Here is a 14,623-nt window from a genome sequence, read left to right as displayed (position 1 = left end):
GCGCCTGGGCCGGAGACAAGGGCTTCATCGGCGGCACCAAGGAGAAGGCCACCGGCTTCACCCTCCTCGGCGCCCGCGAATACGACCCCACCACCGGCCGCTTCATCAGCCCCGACCCCCTCATCGACGCGGGCGACCCACAGCAGTGGAACGCCTACGCCTACTCCAACAACAGTCCCATCAACGCCTCCGACCCCAGCGGCCTGATACGTGAGTGGAGGTGCGAGAGCAACTGCCCCGACGATAGCCAGAGCTCAGGAAATCTCTGGGAGACCGGTGGCACGGATTCAGACGAACCGGACCCCTCGGCCCTGAACGAGGCGAACAACAACGTCACCAAGACCAAGAAGAAGCGCGACAAGCTGATCGACGAAGTCGTCGACATGGTCGGCGACCTGATCGGATACAACGACGCCCGCGACTGCTTCACCAAGGGCGACGTCATGGCCTGCATCAACACGGCCCTCAACTTCGTCCCCTGGGGCAAACTCTTCAAGGCCGTCAAGATCGGCATCAAGGCCTTCAAGATCTACAAGGAAGTCAACAAGGCCTACGACGCCATCCACGAAGCCGAACGCGGAGCCTCAAAGGCCGCCGAAGCCTTCAGTGCATCGAAGAAGGCACTGAAGGAAGCCCGCGACGCCGAGGCCAAGGCAGCCAAATCCGCGTCCGAGAAAGCCGCCAAGGAATCCGCCAGCGACAGCGCCGGAACCGAGGCCAGATCGGTAGCAGACGAAGTCGACGCCGCGAAGGGCGGCGGGCGCGAGGCCGCTGAGGCGGCGGCGAAGTGCAACAGCTTCCCCACCGGCGTTCAGGTCCTGATGGCCGACGGCTCCGCGAAGTCCATCGAGGACGTCAAGGACGGCGACGTGGTCATGGCCACCGACCCGCAGACCGGCGAAACCCGACCCAAGACCGTCACCACCACCATCACCACCCCCGACGACAAGGACTTCACCGACCTCACCCTCACCGACGAGGCAAGCCCCCGCGGCCCGCCGACAAAGGTCACCTCCACCTACCACCACCCCTACTGGAGCGAAACCCGCCACCAGTGGATCGACGCCGGCGAACTCACCACCGGCGAACAGCTCCGCCAGCCCGACGGCACCACCCTCACGGTCACGGCAACGCGCACCTATCCCTACGCCGTCACCACACACAACCTCACCGTCGACGACTTCCACACGTACTACGTACTCGCAGGCCTCACGCCGGTTCTCGTTCACAACTGTGATGTCGCGCTCGGCTTGAGGAAAGAGGGCGACCTGAAGAACTTTGCCGAAAGCAACAAGCACGAGCACTTCCTTGGTGATTCGAAGGAGGACGCTCTGGCGTCGGTGAGGAACGTCGCTCACGAGCAGCCTTCTCGTCGAATCCACATCGTCCTGGACGGATTCAAGATGCAGAGCGGGAAGCCCGGAACTCTGCAGGAGGTCTTCGAGGACTTCTACAAGGAAGGCCGCGTCGGCAAGGCCTGGATCACCACTCAGCGCGAGATGAACATCGTCGGCGACTCTGTGAGACTCGGTAACAGAACATGGGACTCCATCACCTTCTGGCATGGCGGGGTGGATGTATCCTCGCAGCTGAGCATGCCGGACTTCGGCGTACTCAGAGCCGCCAAGTGAGCAAGTGAGCAGGAAGAAAATGTCGCGGATTTACGCCACGACCACTGGTGCGCCTGTCGCCGGAGTCACCGATCGAGAGGGGCATTAAGTGCGGCTGGCAGACTGGGACCGCGAATTTCGGACCTGGAACTATGCATTCGGCTATTCTCAGCTGCTTTTGCGAAGCACGCCGGAATTCGACTCGGACAAACGAGTGGACGTACTCTTCTCCAATGTTCGACGAATGAACGTTCCGTCCGAGTTCAGCGGCTTGGTGATCGATGAGGGGGATTTCGCCAGTGAACGCGAGCGTCTCGGCATCTCATCAACCCCGAGCGAACCGTTCAAATTGTTCATCCTCAACGGCGGGGACGGCTACGTACTAGCAACCCACTGCGATTGGCACGAGGACAACGAATGGGTGGACGCACCTTCTCGGTTCGGTCCATTCCGCGGCGTTAAATAGCAGCACGGAAGCCCCATCGGAACACAACTCCGATGGGGCTTCTCGCATACCCGCGACTTCACCGTGCGGCGGGTGCCGGATCGAGCCTGACGCCGACCTCGGCCGACCGGGACCCTGAGCGACGGCAGAGGACGGTGTCACGGCGGGCCGGACCCTGCCTCGCCCGGGAATCCCGGCCGCCCGTTCGCCGTTATCGGTAGACCACAAGGAGGGAATCCATGTTCTCGTACCGCCGCACGCCCGAGCTGCCCACCCGCGAGGAAGCCCTGACCGGCCGCGCCGAGCCGATCTTCGCTCTGCCCGCCGTGCACACCGTGCTCGGAAACCCGCTCGCGGGCCCCTACCCCGCCCACCTGAAGGTCGCGGACTTCGGCCTCGGCTGTTTCTGGGGGGCCGAGCGCACGTTCTGGCAGGTCCCCGGGGTGTGGACCACGCTCGTCGGCTACCAGGGCGGTTTCACCGAGAACCCGACCTACGAAGAGGTCTGCTCCGGCGGCACCGGCCACACCGAGGTCGTGCGGGTGGTCTTCGATCCGTCGCTCGTCTCCTACGAGGCCCTGCTGCAGCTGTTCTGGGAGTCCCACGACCCCACCCAGGGCTTCCGCCAGGGCAACGACGTCGGCACCCAGTACCGCTCGGCGGCCTATACCCACTCCGCCGCCGACCAGGCCACCGCCGAGGCCTCCCGCGACGCCTACCAGCGGGTCCTGACCTCCTCCGGCTACGGCCAGATCACCACGGCCGTCCTCCCCGCGGCCGAGCGCACCTTCTGGCCGGCCGAGGCGTACCACCAGCAGTACCTCGACAAGAACCCGGGCGGCTACTGCGGCATCGGCGGCACCGGTGTCTCCTGCCCTGTCGGCGTCGCGCGCGGCGAGGACTGAGCCCGGGACCGAGCCCGGGCCGATCTCCCGCACGCCGGAGCCCCGGCCGCCGCTCGTCGCGGTGGCCGGGGCTCCTGTGTCGCCCGGCGGTGTCGACGGCCGGTGTCGGCGGTACCGACGTCCGCCGTCCGACGTCCGGGGATGTCGACGTCCGCGCGGGCCGCCGGCGGTCCGCTCGCCCGGCAGGGTCAGATCGTCGAGGCGTCGATGACGAAGCGGTAGCGGACGTCGCCCGCCTGCACGCGCTCGTAGGCCTCGTTGACGTCCTCCGCCCGGATCACCTCGACGTCCGAGCCCAGCGCGTGCTCCGCGCAGAAGTCGAGCATCTCCTGCGTCTCGGCGATTCCGCCGATCATCGAGCCCGCAAGGGTCTTGCGGCCGCCGATGAGGGAGAACAGGTTCAGCGCGACCGGCTCCTCCGGGGCGCCGACGTTCACCAGCGCGCCGTCCACCTTCAGCAGGCGGAGGTAGGCGTCGAAGCCGATCGGGGCGGAGACGGTGGAGAGGATCAGGTCGAAGCTGCCGGCCAGCTCGTCGAAGGTGACCTCGTCGCTCGTGGCGTAGAAGTGGTCGGCGCCGAGCCTCAGCCCGTCCTCCTTCTTGCGCAGGGTCTGCGACAGTACGGTCACCTCCGCGCCCAGGGCATGCGCGATCTTGACGCCCATGTGGCCGAGGCCCCCGAGGCCGACGACGGCGACCTTCTTGCCGGGACCGGCCCCCCAGTGCTTGAGCGGGGAGTAGAGGGTGATGCCGGCGCACAGCAGCGGGGCGGCGACGTCGAGGCCGAGGCCGTCGGGTATCCGGACGGTGTAGTTCTCGTCGACGACGATGTGCGTGGAGTAGCCGCCGTAGGTGGGCTCGCCGTCCTTGCCACGGGCGTTGTACGTGCCGGTCATGCCCTTGAGGCAGAACTGCTCCTGGCCGCGCAGGCAGTACTCGCACTCGCGGCAGGAGTCGACGAAGCAGCCCACACCGACCCGGTCCCCGACGGCGAACCGGGTGACGCCCGGTCCGACCTCGGTGACGACACCGGCGATCTCGTGGCCCGGGACCATCGGGAAGATGCCCTCGCCCCAGCCGTCGGTGGCCTGGTGGATGTCGGAGTGGCAGATGCCGGAGAACTTGATGTCGATGAGGACGTCGTGCGCGCCCACGGGACGGCGCGGGACGGTGGTGCGCTCCAGCGGGGCCTTGGGGGCGGGAGCGGCGTAGGCGGCGACCTGGTTGACGGACACGGTGGGGGCTCCTCGGTTGGTTCGGTGGCACCAGCGTGCCCTCTCCCCCGCCCGGCACCCATCCCCCTGCCCTTCCTAGGACTGCCAGACCTACCCTTGGCGGGGTCAGGCTCGGCCCTGCGGCTTCCGCTCCCGCCCGGAGATACTGGGGTAATGGACCAGCCTGATCAGCGAGCCGAGCTCGGCGAATTCCTGCGTTCCCGGCGCGCCCGGCTGCGCCCCGAGGACGTGGGGCTGCCCGACTACGGGCGCCACCGCCGGGTTCCGGGACTGCGCCGCGAGGAGCTGGCGCAGCTGGCCGGGGTGTCGGTCGCCTACTACACGCGCATGGAGCAGGGGCACGGGCAGAACGTGTCGGCGGAGGTGCTCGACGCCATCGCGCGGGCGCTGCGCCTGGACGGTACGGAGCGCGCGCACCTGAGCCGTCTCGCCGCCCCGAACGCCCGCAAGCGCCGCCAGGCGCCCCGTCCGCAGCAGGTGCGGCCGCAGCTGCGGACGCTGCTGGACGCGATGGAGGGCGTGCCGGCGTACCTGGTCGGGCGGCGCCAGGACGTCATCGGCTGGAACCGGCTGGCGGCGGCGGTCTTCGGCGATTTCGGGACGCTGCCGGCGCAGGAGCGCAATCTGGTGCGGCTCGTCTTCCTGGACCCGGCGACGGCGGACCTGTACGCGGACTGGGAGTGCCGGGCGTGCGAGGTGGTGAGCAATCTGCGGCTGTACGCCGGGCGGTTCCCCGACGACGAACGGCTGACCGCGCTGGTGGGCGAACTGTCGGTGAAGAACGAGGAGTTCCGTCGGCTGTGGGCGGCGCACACGGTGGCGGACGACAAGACGCACGGTCACAAGCGGCTGCGCCACCCGCTGGTCGGGGAGCTCGTGCTCGCCTTCGAGACCCTGGCCCTGCCGGACGATCCGGCGCAGTTCCTGGTCACCTACCACGCGGCCCCGGGCTCCCCCTCGGCCGACGCCCTGCGCCTCCTGGCATCCTGGTCGGCGGAGACGGAGTCGACGCAGCCGAAGCGGCCGCAGGCGGCGCGGGAGCCGCACGAGCCCGTGACACCGGGCGCACCGGCGGTACCGGCGGTACCGGCAGTACGGAACGGCACCGCCGATGCCTTCGGGGACGGCCCGGGCTCGGATCCGGGCTTGGACTTCGGCTCGGACTTCGGCTAGAGCTTGAGCTGGAGCTGGAAGTACCCGGCCGCGCGCTCGCGGCGGTAGCCGAGGGCCGCGTTCACCGCGAGCATCGGGGTGTTCTCGTCCGCCACCGAGGTGTCGATCCGGCGCAGGTACGGATGGCGGACCGCCGCCTCCGCGAGCATCCGGATCCTGCGCACGTCCTGTACGTACCAGCCCATCGGCAGGACGTTCTCGAAGCCCAGTGACCGCGCGAAGGCTTCGCCCGGGCCGCCCAGGTCCGCTTCAGCGGAGACCGAGGTCCGGCCGTCGGCGAGCAGTTCCTCCACGACCCGCTGCCACAGGGCCGTGCCGACGGGCTGGCTGATCGGCATGGTCCACGACCCTAGTCCGGGCCCCGCCCGGACGCTCGGGAGAACGCGAAACGGCGGGGAGCCCCCGTCCGGGGCTCCCCGCCGTTCGACACGCGGGGGGTCTCCTACCTCGACCAGTGGTGCGTCAGAGAGCCGCGCCCGCCTTCCAGTCCGCCCAGTTCATGTTCCAGCCGTTGAGGCCGTTGTCCGGCTTGATGGTCTTGTCCGGGGAGTTGACGACCGTGACGACGTCCCCGATGAGGGAGTTGTCGTAGAACCAAGCGGCCGGCTGGTTCGGGTCGTTCGCGCCCTTGGCGTCGTTCAGGCCGACGCAGCCGTGGCTGGTGTTGACGCTGCCGAAGATCGAGTCCGATCCCCAGTAGTTGCCGTGGACGAAGGTGCCGGAGTTCGACAGCCGCATCGCGTGCGGGACGTCCTTGATGTCGTACTCGCCCTTGCCGTCGTCGTCCGTGAAGCCGACGGTGGCGCCGTTCATCCGGGTCTCCTTGAACTTCTCGGAGATCACCATCTGGCCGTTGTACGTCGGGTTCTCCGGGGAGCCCGCCGAGATCGGGATGGTCTTGATGACCGCGCCGTCCCGGGTGACCGTCATCTTCTTCGTCTTCGCGTCGACCGTGGAGACCTGGCTCCGGCCGATCTTGAAGGTGGCGGTCCTGTTCTGCACGCCCTGGACGCCGGGGGCGCCCTGCACGCCGTCGAGCGCCAGCTTCAGCGTGACGGTGGAGTTCGCCTGCCAGTACTTCTCCGGGCGGAAGTCCAGGCGCTGCGCGCTGAACCAGTGGCCCACGACCTCCTGGCCGCTGCTGGAGGTGACCGTGATGCCCGCCTGGACGGCCTTCTTGTCCTTGATGGGCTTGTTGAAGGTGATCGAGACCGGCATGCCCACGCCGACGGTCTTGCCCTCGTCCGGGATGAACGAGCCGACGAAGCTGTTCTCCGGGGAGACCGTGGTGAAGGAGGCGTTCTCGTGCGCCTCGCGGCCCGCCTCGTCCTTCGCGGTCGCCGACAGCGCGTACTTGGTCGAGCGCTTCAGCGCCGCGTCCGGCTTCCAGCTCTTGCCGTCGGTGGCTATCTTGCCCGCCACCGCGGTGCCCTCGGAGGTCTTCAGGTCGACCTGGGTGAGCGTGCCGTCGGTCACGGTCACGTTGGCCGCGTCGTTCAGGCCGATGTTGGCCGCGCCGTCCTTGGGCGTGATGGCTATCTTGGCCTTCGAGGTGTCCTTCGCCGCCGCCGCGTCGACATCGGCCTTGGCCGAGGCCTCGCCGTTGGCCTTCGGTGCGTCCGCCCCGCCGCCGCCCGCGTCATTGCATCCCGCGAGCACCAGCACCCCGCCGAGTACGGCGGATATGGCCACCAGGGACCTTCTCCGTCGCTTGCTGTCCGTCCTCACACGCCACTCCATCGTTGCAGGAAGTCCCCGGGCAGGGGGGAGTGACCCCCCTGCCTCGTCCTGACAACGCGTTAACGCCCCGGATCGCTTCCCCATTCCGTTCGAATGTGGTCAATCGCACGGTCAGGCGTTGTCAGTCTCTTCGTCGAAGTCTCCATCTTCCTCGTCGAGGTCCCACTCCATTGACTCGGGGTCGTATTCCACGGGTTCGCTGCTCCAGGAGGCCTGCGCGAGCTCGACTCCGGGGATCTCCGCGACCAGGTCGGTGGGGTCCACCAAGTAGGCCAAAGCCTCCGATTCGTCCTCCCGGACCGCCGCCTCCGCGTGGCCGCGCTCCTCGTCCGGCATGAACTCGTCGGCCTTGATGTGTGCAAGGGCGGCTCCGGTGAGCGCGTCGACCTCGGACACCTCGAGCACCAAATCCACCCGAAGCCGTACGTATCGTGATGTCTCAGAAGGGTTCATACGACGGAGAGTAAGCCCGTGGAAGCCCCGGCTTTCCCACGACCCGCCCCATTCCGTAGCATCACCGGACACGGCCAATTCGCTGCTGCCACAAGGGGGATCGCTCCGTGTCCGCACGACGATCAGCACTCACCGCTCTCGGAGCGACCACCCTCCTCGCCGCCCTGTGGTTCGTCCCCTCGGCCAATGCCACGGCGCCCGGGCACGCGAGCGGCACCCACGCCGCGCCCGCCGCCGCGATCGCGCAGGTGGAGGTGCGGTCCGCGGCCGCCGCCGCGACCGTCCCGACCGCCGAGGACTCTCCGCTGCTCGCCGACACGGGCGGCATCGACACCACCCCGTACCTGCTGGCCGGCACGCTCTGCCTGGGCCTCGGGGCCGGCTTCGTGACCTTCTCGGTGCGCCGCTCCCGCGCGGTGTAGGACCCGGCGGAAACGAACGGAGCCGCGGCCCGGGGTCGAAACCCCGGACCGCGGCCCGCACCTCCCGCGTCCGGTGTGACGCGGATCCCCCGAGGGTCAGGCGAGGGGGCCCGTCACGGCCTCCACGGCGTCCACGAGTCCACCCGAACGGATGAACGCGTCCGCGGCGGCCAGGTCCGGCGCGAGGAAACGATCCGGCCCGGGACCCTGCACGCCCGCCGCACGAGCCGCCGCGATGGCGGCCCTGCTGGCCGGCGCCGGGGTGAGCCCGTGGCGCAGCTCGATGGCGCGGGTGGCCGCGTACATCTCGATGGCGATGATCCGGGTCAGGTTGTCGACGGCGGTACGGAGCTTGCGCGCGGCCGACCACCCCATGGAGACGTGGTCCTCCTGCATGGCGGAGGAGGGGATCGAGTCGGCGGAGGCCGGGACCGCGAGCCGCTTCATCTCGCTGACCAGGGCGGCCTGCGTGTACTGGGCGATCATCAGGCCGGAGTCGACGCCGGCGTCGTCCGCGAGGAACGGCGGCAGGCCGTGGCTGCGGTTCTTGTCGAGCAGCCGGTCGGTGCGCCGCTCGGCGATGGAGCCGAGGTCGGCGGCGGCGATGGCCAGGAAGTCGAGCACGTACGCGACAGGGGCGCCGTGGAAGTTGCCGTTCGACTCCACGCGGCCGTCGGGCAGGACCACCGGGTTGTCCACGGCCGCGGCCAGTTCGCGGGAGGCGACGAGGGCGGCGTGCGCCATGGTGTCGCGGCCCGCGCCGGCCACCTGCGGGGCGCAGCGCACGGAGTAGGCGTCCTGGACGCGGGGGGCGGACTCCTCCTGGAAGTGTCCGGTGAGTCCGGACCCGTCGAGGACGGCGGCCATGTTGGCGGCGGAGGCGCCCTGGCCCGGGTGGGGGCGGATGGCGTGCAGCTCGGGCGCGAGGACCTTCTCCGTGCCGAGCAGCGCCTCCAGCGTCAGGGCGGCGGTGATGTCGGCGGCGGTGTAGAGCTTGCCGAGGTCGGCGAGGGCCATGACCAGCATGCCGAGCATGCCGTCGGTGCCGTTGAGGAGGGCGAGGCCCTCCTTCTCGCGGAGCTCCACGGGCGTGATCCCGGCTTCGGCGAGCAGTTCACCCGCGGGCCGGACGGTCCCGTCGGGGCCCTCGGCGTCGCCTTCGCCCATGAGGGCGAGCGCGCAGTGCGACAGCGGGGCGAGGTCCCCGGAGCAGCCGAGCGAGCCGTACTCGTGGACGACGGGCGTGATCCCGGCGTTCAGTACGTCGGCCATGGTCTGCGCGACGGACGGCCGGACACCGGTGTGCCCGGAGGCGACGGTCTTCAGGCGCAGGAACATCAGCGCGCGCACGACCTCGCGCTCGACGGCCGGGCCCATGCCGGCGGCGTGCGAGCGGACGATGTTGCGCTGGAGCTGCGCGCGCAGTTCGGGGCTGATGTGCCGGGAGGCGAGCGCCCCGAACCCGGTGGACACCCCGTAGACGGGCTCGGGCTTGGCGGCGAGCGCGTCGACGATCTCGCGGGCGCGGCCGAGTGCGGCGACGGCTTCGGCGGAGAGCTCGACGCGGGCGTTGCCGCGCGCGACGGCGATCACGTCCTCGGCGGTGGTCCCGGACGTTCCCACCACGACAGTGTGCATATCCATATTCAGCACCCTACGGACTGAATCTCTTCATGTCACCCCTCCCCCGCGCACCGCCGGATCCGCCCCCGTCCGGCGCTCGGGGAAGGCTCACTGACGACCGCGGAAACGGCGGCGCTCCCCCGCCGCCTCCTGCTGCGCCGCGTCGGCCAGCCGCACCACCGCCGTGTCCCGCCCCGCCACCACCGGCTTCGCCGAACGCGCCGCCTTCGCCTTGTACTGGGCCGCGTCCGCCAGCCGGAACAACCGCCGGGAGGATTTCACCGGCCCGATCGGATCCCCGGTGGAGGCGACCCCGCACGCGACCCCCTCGCCCAGCTCCAGTCCGGCGGCCCGCAGGCACACCTCCTCGGTGACCCGCACCACCTCGTCCGCCGAAGGCCCCACGCTGACCAGGCAGAACTCGTCCCCGCCCAGCCGCGCGACCAACGCGCCCGGCAGCATCGCCCCGCACAGGCTGAGGACTGAGCCGAAACGTTCCAGCAGGCGGTCGCCCATCGCGTGCCCCTGCGTGTCGTTGACCTTCTTGAGGCCGTTCAGGTCACAGACGACCAGGCTGACCACCGTCCGCGCCCCGCTCCGCCGGTGCTCCTCCAGCGCCTCGTCGAGCCGCATGTCGACGGCCCGCCGGTTGGCCAGCCCGGTCAGCGGGTCGGTGAAGGCGAGCCGCCGGGCCTCCTCCAGCCGGTCGTTCTGCGCGAGCCCGGCCGCGACCACCGCCGCCAGCACCGTCGCGAATTCGGCGTCGTCCTCGTCGAAGTCCGGCAGCCCTTCGTCCCGGGCCACGTACAGCTCGCCCCACGCCCGCCCGCTCAGCACGATGGGCGCGACCACGCACGTCCCGCGCCCGCGCAGGCGCAGCGCCTCGCCCCGGCGCCCCGGCCGGTCGCCGACCGCGCTCTCCACCCAGGCGTGGGGCCCGCCCCCGCCCACCCAGCGCTCGTGCAGGAACTCCGTGATCTCCGGGAAGTCGTGGACGGGGTACGACTCGTCCTTGGGGAACTCCTCCTCCCCGGCCCGGCGCTCGCCATCGTTCACGAGCACCCGCAGGCACCCCCGCTCCCGCTCCCAGGCGGAGATCGCGGCGAACGAGCCGTCCATCGCCAGCCGCGCCCCCCGCGCCGCGGCCCGCACACTCTCGTGCGGCGCGCACGCGGCCGCCATGGCCTGCGCGAGGCCCACAACGGCTCGCAGCCGCCCGTCAACACCCATCACACCAGGTTAGGGGGTTTGTCCGATTTAGTGACACTTGGAGCCACCTGAGGCATCCCCCAAGATCACGCCCGGTCACGGGCCGGGGCCCGGCCGTGCGCCCGCGGGCACGCCCCCGGACCGCTCACACCCCGGACGGTTCATGCCCCGCCCCGCTCGCACACCCCGCCCCGCCCGGTCAGACCCGCCCGGTCAGACCCCCGGCCACCGCGGCTTCCGCTTCTCGTTGAACGCCGCCACGCCCTCCGCCCGGTCCCCGGAGAAGGCCGCCGTCCGCCACGCCGCGTCCTCGATCTCCAGCCCGGCCGTCAGGTCCATCCCGTGCCCGAGCCGCAGCGCCCGCTTCGCCGCCCGCAGTCCGACCGGGGAGTTGACAGCCATCCGCCCGGCCAGGGCGAGGGCCTCCTCGCGGTCCGAACCCGCCGGGACCACCGAGTCCACCAGCCCCAGCGCGAGCGCCTCGGCGGCTTCCACCCGGCGGGCGGTGAAGATCAGCTCCGCGGCCCTGGCCGCGCCCACCCGCCGCGGCAGCAGCTGCGTACCGCCGCCGCCGGGGATCACGCCCACCGAGACCTCCGGCAGGCCCACCACGGCCGTCTCGTCGGCCACGATGACGTCGCAGGCGAGCGCGAGCTCGAAGCCGCCGCCCAGCGCGAACCCGTGCACCGCCGCGACCGTGGGCATCGGGAGCTCCAGCACGCCCCCGTACGCGCCCCGCGTGGTCGGCCGCTGGCGCACCAGCTCGGCGTCCGACAGAGAGTTCCGCTCCTTGAGGTCCGCGCCCACGCAGAACGCCCGCTCGGCGGTCGAGGAGAGCACGACGACCCGCACCGAGGCGTCCGCCGCGAGCGAGGCGCACGCCGAACCGATCGCCCGCGCCATGTCCGTGGACACCGCGTTCATCGCCTTGGGCCGGTCCAGGACCAACTCGGCGACCCCGTCCTCATGTCGGCGTACAGCCACGAACTCAGACACAGGGCGATCCTCCCGGTTAACGAACGTTACGCGGGGATCTTAGGGCTCCGGCGCGTCAGCGACCAGGGCTCCACCACGCCCAGGCCGCGCACCGGGCGCTGCCACATCGGCTGGAGCGCGAAGCGGTACGTGCCGCCGCCCTCCTCGGCCTCGGCCTCCTTCTCGGAGACCGGCGCCGCGCCCGTGCGGCCGAGTTCCTCGGCCATCGCGCCGTCCACCAGCACCGCGTCCTTCGGCGCTATCGACGTCAGTCGCGAGGCCAGGTTCACCGTGGTCCCGAAGACGTCTCCCATCCGGGTCGTCACGGTCCCGAAGGCGATCCCCACCCGCAGCTCCGGCATCTGCGGATCGGCGGCCATCGTCTCGATCAGCCGTAGCGCGATCTCCGCCGCCGTGGCCGCGTCGTCGGCGCAGTACAGCACCTCGTCGCCCAGCGTCTTGATCAGCCGGCCGCCGTGCGCCGCGACCAGGTCCGCCGCCGTCGTCTCGAAGGCCTCGACGAGCTCGCCGAGCTCCTCCTCCTCCAGGCGCCGCGTCAGACGCGTGAAGCCCACCAGGTCCGCGAAGCCCACCGCGAGCCGCCGGTCGACCATCTCCTCGTCGTCCGCCACCTGCACGACCCGCCCGGTCGCGGCCGCCAGCTGGCGGCGCCACACGTAGACGAGGAACTCCTCCAGCTCGGGCAGCAGCAGCTCGACCAGCGGGTACGTGACCTCCGTACGGGTCATTCCCGGCTCCGGCGGCTCCGTCAGCCCCTCCAGGAAGGAGTCGATCTGCCACTCCGCGAGCCGCGCCGTGGTCTGCCCGGTGGACCGGGCCACCTGCACCGCCATCGGCTCGCTCAGCAGCCCGGCCTCGACCAGGCCGGCGAGCCGGCGCAGCGCCAGTACGTCCGCCTCCGTCAGGGCCTTGGCCTGCCCGATGTCCGCGAAGCCCATGGCCCGCCAGAAGCGGGAGGCGAGCTCCATCGAGACCCCGGCGCTGCGGGCCGCCTGGAAGGGGGTGTACCGGCGCTCGGCGCCCAGGATCAGCTGTTCCAGGCGGATGGCGAGCGGGTCTGCCGTCGGCTGGGCCGTGTGGTCGACCTCGTGGTGGGGCGTGTGCTGGCCGCGTCCGATCGGGGTGGCGTGGACGCCGGACCCACCGGACCCGGCCGCACCGCCCGCCGGGGTCTGGGGGGCGGACGCGCTGGAGTGAGGGTCGTCGACGGTCAAGGGCCGCCTCCTGTCCATTCCGTGCGCACTGCCGAACCGGGTGATCACCGCGAGGACCGGGATCGCCTAAACCATACGGCAGGTGTGCCGTAGCTCACTCCCCTGCTCCGTCACCCGGGGCGGCCCGTCCGGCGGCCTACCGCACGGACCGCAGATGGACGACGTCCCCCGCCCCCACGGCCTCCCGCTCGTCGTCCGCCGTCCGCACGACGAGCCGCCCGTCGGTGTCCACCGCTTCGGCCGTCCCGGTGATGGTGCGCCCGCCCGGCAGCTCCGCCCGCACGTGCTTGCCGAGGGTGGCGCAGCCCGCCGCGTACGTCTCCTGCAGGCCGCTGGCCGCCGGGTCACCGCCGGCCGCGCGCCAGTTCCCGTACCACTGCTCCAGGGAGCGCAGGACGGCCTTGAGCAGCGGGTCCCGGTCGGTGACGGAGGCCTTGGCCAGCAGCAGCGATCCGGCGGTGTCCACCGGCAGCTCGTCTTCGGTGAGCGTCACGTTCAGCCCGATGCCGAGGACGATCCCGTCGGCGACGCGCTCGGCGAGGATCCCGCCGGTCTTGCGCTCCTCGCCGTCCACGGTCACCAGCAGGTCGTTGGGCCACTTGAGGGCGGTGTCCACGCCGGCGGCCCGGGAGAGGCCGGTCGCGGTGGCCACCCCGGCCAGCAGGGTCAGCCATCCCCAGCGCTCCTGCGGCACCTGCGGGCCGGGCTTGAGCAGCACCGAGAAGAACAGCCCCGAGCGGGCCGGCGCGACCCAGCTCCGGTCGAGGCGCCCCCGGCCGGCGCTCTGCTCCTCGGCGACGAGGACCGCCCCCTCGGGCAGCCGCGCGGCCCGCGCGGCGAGGTCGGTGTTGGTCGACCCGGTGGACCCGACCACCTCCAGCGAGCTCCACAGCCCGTCCGGGACCACGAGGGCCCGCTGGAGGGCGGCGGCGTTCAGCGGCGGCCGGTGCAGGCTCGACCAGCGGCCCCTGGAGGCGGAAGAAGCGGAAGCGGAAGCATCTGATGCCATCGAGAAAAATCCCCTCGTGTGGAAGCCCGGCCTCCGGGCTTCGGCCCGGGCCGGCGTCCGCACCATGATCCTCCCTGGCTTCCGGGCCGCGGGGAGTTCTCCGGTGAACCGGGCATTCGGGTTCCGCATTCACCCGACCGACGCACAGGCCCCCCGTACGCCCTTCCCTAAGACTTGATCCGCAATTCACCAGAGGGGGTGAGTTGTGGATTGCAGCCGGTGCGGGGGCCGGGCGCTCCAGCGTGGTCACCTTGCGGTGTCTCATCTGGGGTTGCTCGGTCTCGCGTTCCGGCGGTTCGGTGAGCAGAGGTCCCGCGTTGCCGGGGGACTGCCACGCGACCAGCGCCCCGGGGGGTGTTCTGGCACGGTGTGGTTGACTCAGCCAGCGCTTCTTCTAGCGCTTCATTGAAAATGATCTGTGCGTGCCGGGACATCGTGGTGTCCAGGTACGCGGTCTTGGGGTCGTCCACGTCGGTGAGGCGGACGAACGCGGCGAGGGCGGCGGAGACGAGGTCTCGCTTCCCTTTGAGGCCGCAGGCGATGCACTTGTGCTCACGGTCCCGCAGTGTCTTGTTGCCGCGTGCGCCAC

At 70.8% G+C, this 14,623-nt stretch carries 14 protein-coding genes; 5 read left to right on the top strand and 9 right to left on the bottom strand.

What is annotated here, in order from left to right:
- From J7E97_RS30135 to msrA, 3 genes are all read left to right on the top strand, one after another.
- Positions 1–1,631, top strand: a 1,631-nt coding sequence (locus J7E97_RS30135; RefSeq protein ID WP_251055377.1) for a polymorphic toxin-type HINT domain-containing protein, incomplete at its 5' end; no start/stop codon positions are given.
- A gap of 88 nt (positions 1,632–1,719) precedes the next feature.
- Complete coding sequence (locus J7E97_RS30130; RefSeq protein WP_215033893.1) at positions 1,720–2,076, top strand: hypothetical protein; 357 nt, start codon at positions 1,720–1,722, stop codon at positions 2,074–2,076.
- Positions 2,077–2,294: 218 nt separating this feature from the next.
- Entirely contained in the window at positions 2,295–2,960 is a 666-nt protein-coding gene (gene msrA / locus J7E97_RS30125; protein ID WP_215033891.1) for a peptide-methionine (S)-S-oxide reductase MsrA, read from the top strand.
- Positions 2,961–3,148: 188 nt separating this feature from the next.
- Here msrA and J7E97_RS30120 read toward each other — a convergent pair whose 3' ends face one another.
- On the bottom strand, positions 3,149–4,195 hold the full coding sequence (locus J7E97_RS30120; RefSeq protein ID WP_215033889.1) for an NAD(P)-dependent alcohol dehydrogenase: 1,047 nt from the start codon (positions 4,193–4,195) through the stop codon (positions 3,149–3,151).
- Between the two features lie 153 nt (positions 4,196–4,348).
- Between J7E97_RS30120 and J7E97_RS30115 the strand changes: the two genes are divergently transcribed.
- Positions 4,349–5,368 carry a helix-turn-helix transcriptional regulator gene (locus J7E97_RS30115; RefSeq protein WP_215033887.1) on the top strand — a complete coding sequence of 340 codons (1,020 nt, stop codon included), beginning with the start codon at positions 4,349–4,351 and terminating at the stop codon, positions 5,366–5,368.
- Here the strand turns inward: J7E97_RS30115 and J7E97_RS30110 are convergent.
- From J7E97_RS30110 to J7E97_RS30100, 3 genes are all read right to left on the bottom strand, one after another.
- Entirely contained in the window at positions 5,365–5,706 is a 342-nt protein-coding gene (locus J7E97_RS30110) for a hypothetical protein (protein ID WP_215033885.1), read from the bottom strand. The two genes, J7E97_RS30115 and J7E97_RS30110, sit on opposite strands and share 4 nt — an antisense overlap.
- A gap of 124 nt (positions 5,707–5,830) precedes the next feature.
- Positions 5,831–7,108 carry an Ig-like domain-containing protein gene (locus J7E97_RS30105; RefSeq protein ID WP_215033883.1) on the bottom strand — a complete coding sequence of 426 codons (1,278 nt, stop codon included), beginning with the start codon at positions 7,106–7,108 and terminating at the stop codon, positions 5,831–5,833.
- 111 nt (positions 7,109–7,219) lie between these two features.
- Complete coding sequence (locus J7E97_RS30100) at positions 7,220–7,561, bottom strand: hypothetical protein (protein ID WP_251055376.1); 342 nt, start codon at positions 7,559–7,561, stop codon at positions 7,220–7,222.
- 107 nt (positions 7,562–7,668) lie between these two features.
- Here J7E97_RS30100 and J7E97_RS30095 point away from each other — a divergent pair, with 107 nt between their 5' ends.
- Positions 7,669–7,983 (top strand): LPXTG cell wall anchor domain-containing protein, encoded by a 315-nt coding sequence (locus tag J7E97_RS30095; RefSeq protein ID WP_215033882.1) that lies wholly within the window; start codon positions 7,669–7,671, stop codon positions 7,981–7,983.
- Positions 7,984–8,079: 96 nt separating this feature from the next.
- On the opposite strand, the gene hutH is transcribed toward J7E97_RS30095, so the two are convergent.
- From hutH to J7E97_RS30070, 5 genes are all read right to left on the bottom strand, one after another.
- The gene (gene hutH / locus J7E97_RS30090) at positions 8,080–9,621 is read right to left on the bottom strand and encodes a histidine ammonia-lyase (protein WP_215033895.1); all 1,542 of its coding nucleotides are present in this window, start codon (positions 9,619–9,621) and stop codon (positions 8,080–8,082) included.
- Between the two features lie 93 nt (positions 9,622–9,714).
- Entirely contained in the window at positions 9,715–10,836 is a 1,122-nt protein-coding gene (locus J7E97_RS30085) for a GGDEF domain-containing protein (protein WP_215033880.1), read from the bottom strand.
- A gap of 192 nt (positions 10,837–11,028) precedes the next feature.
- On the bottom strand, positions 11,029–11,811 hold the full coding sequence (locus J7E97_RS30080) for an enoyl-CoA hydratase/isomerase family protein (protein ID WP_215033878.1): 783 nt from the start codon (positions 11,809–11,811) through the stop codon (positions 11,029–11,031).
- Positions 11,812–11,837: 26 nt separating this feature from the next.
- Positions 11,838–13,025, bottom strand: coding sequence for an adenylate/guanylate cyclase domain-containing protein (locus J7E97_RS30075; protein ID WP_215033876.1), 1,188 nt, complete (start codon positions 13,023–13,025; stop codon positions 11,838–11,840).
- Between the two features lie 136 nt (positions 13,026–13,161).
- Entirely contained in the window at positions 13,162–14,034 is an 873-nt protein-coding gene (locus tag J7E97_RS30070; protein ID WP_215033874.1) for a biotin--[acetyl-CoA-carboxylase] ligase, read from the bottom strand.
- Between the last annotated feature and the right edge of the window lie 589 nt (positions 14,035–14,623).

The sequence above is a fragment of the Streptomyces sp. ISL-66 genome, from assembly GCF_018614135.1.
In the GTDB taxonomy this organism is placed as follows: Bacteria; Actinomycetota; Actinomycetes; order Streptomycetales; family Streptomycetaceae; genus Streptomyces.
Note: the sequence above shows the minus strand (reverse complement) of the source record. Positions and strands in the feature narration are given on the sequence as shown.

What these genes read in the sequence shown, in the direction of transcription:
- J7E97_RS30085 (WP_215033880.1), bottom strand. Translation starts at nt 10,836, where the DNA reads ATGGGTGTTGACGGGCGGCTGCGAGCCGTTGTGGGCCTCGCGCAGGCC.
- J7E97_RS30110 (WP_215033885.1), bottom strand. Translation starts at nt 5,706, where the DNA reads ATGCCGATCAGCCAGCCCGTCGGCACGGCCCTGTGGCAGCGGGTCGTG.
- hutH (WP_215033895.1), bottom strand. Translation starts at nt 9,621, where the DNA reads ATGCACACTGTCGTGGTGGGAACGTCCGGGACCACCGCCGAGGACGTG.
- msrA (WP_215033891.1), top strand. Translation starts at nt 2,295, where the DNA reads ATGTTCTCGTACCGCCGCACGCCCGAGCTGCCCACCCGCGAGGAAGCC.
- J7E97_RS30070 (WP_215033874.1), bottom strand. Translation starts at nt 14,034, where the DNA reads ATGGCATCAGATGCTTCCGCTTCCGCTTCTTCCGCCTCCAGGGGCCGC.
- J7E97_RS30105 (WP_215033883.1), bottom strand. Translation starts at nt 7,108, where the DNA reads ATGGAGTGGCGTGTGAGGACGGACAGCAAGCGACGGAGAAGGTCCCTG.
- J7E97_RS30100 (WP_251055376.1), bottom strand. Translation starts at nt 7,561, where the DNA reads ATGAACCCTTCTGAGACATCACGATACGTACGGCTTCGGGTGGATTTG.
- J7E97_RS30115 (WP_215033887.1), top strand. Translation starts at nt 4,349, where the DNA reads ATGGACCAGCCTGATCAGCGAGCCGAGCTCGGCGAATTCCTGCGTTCC.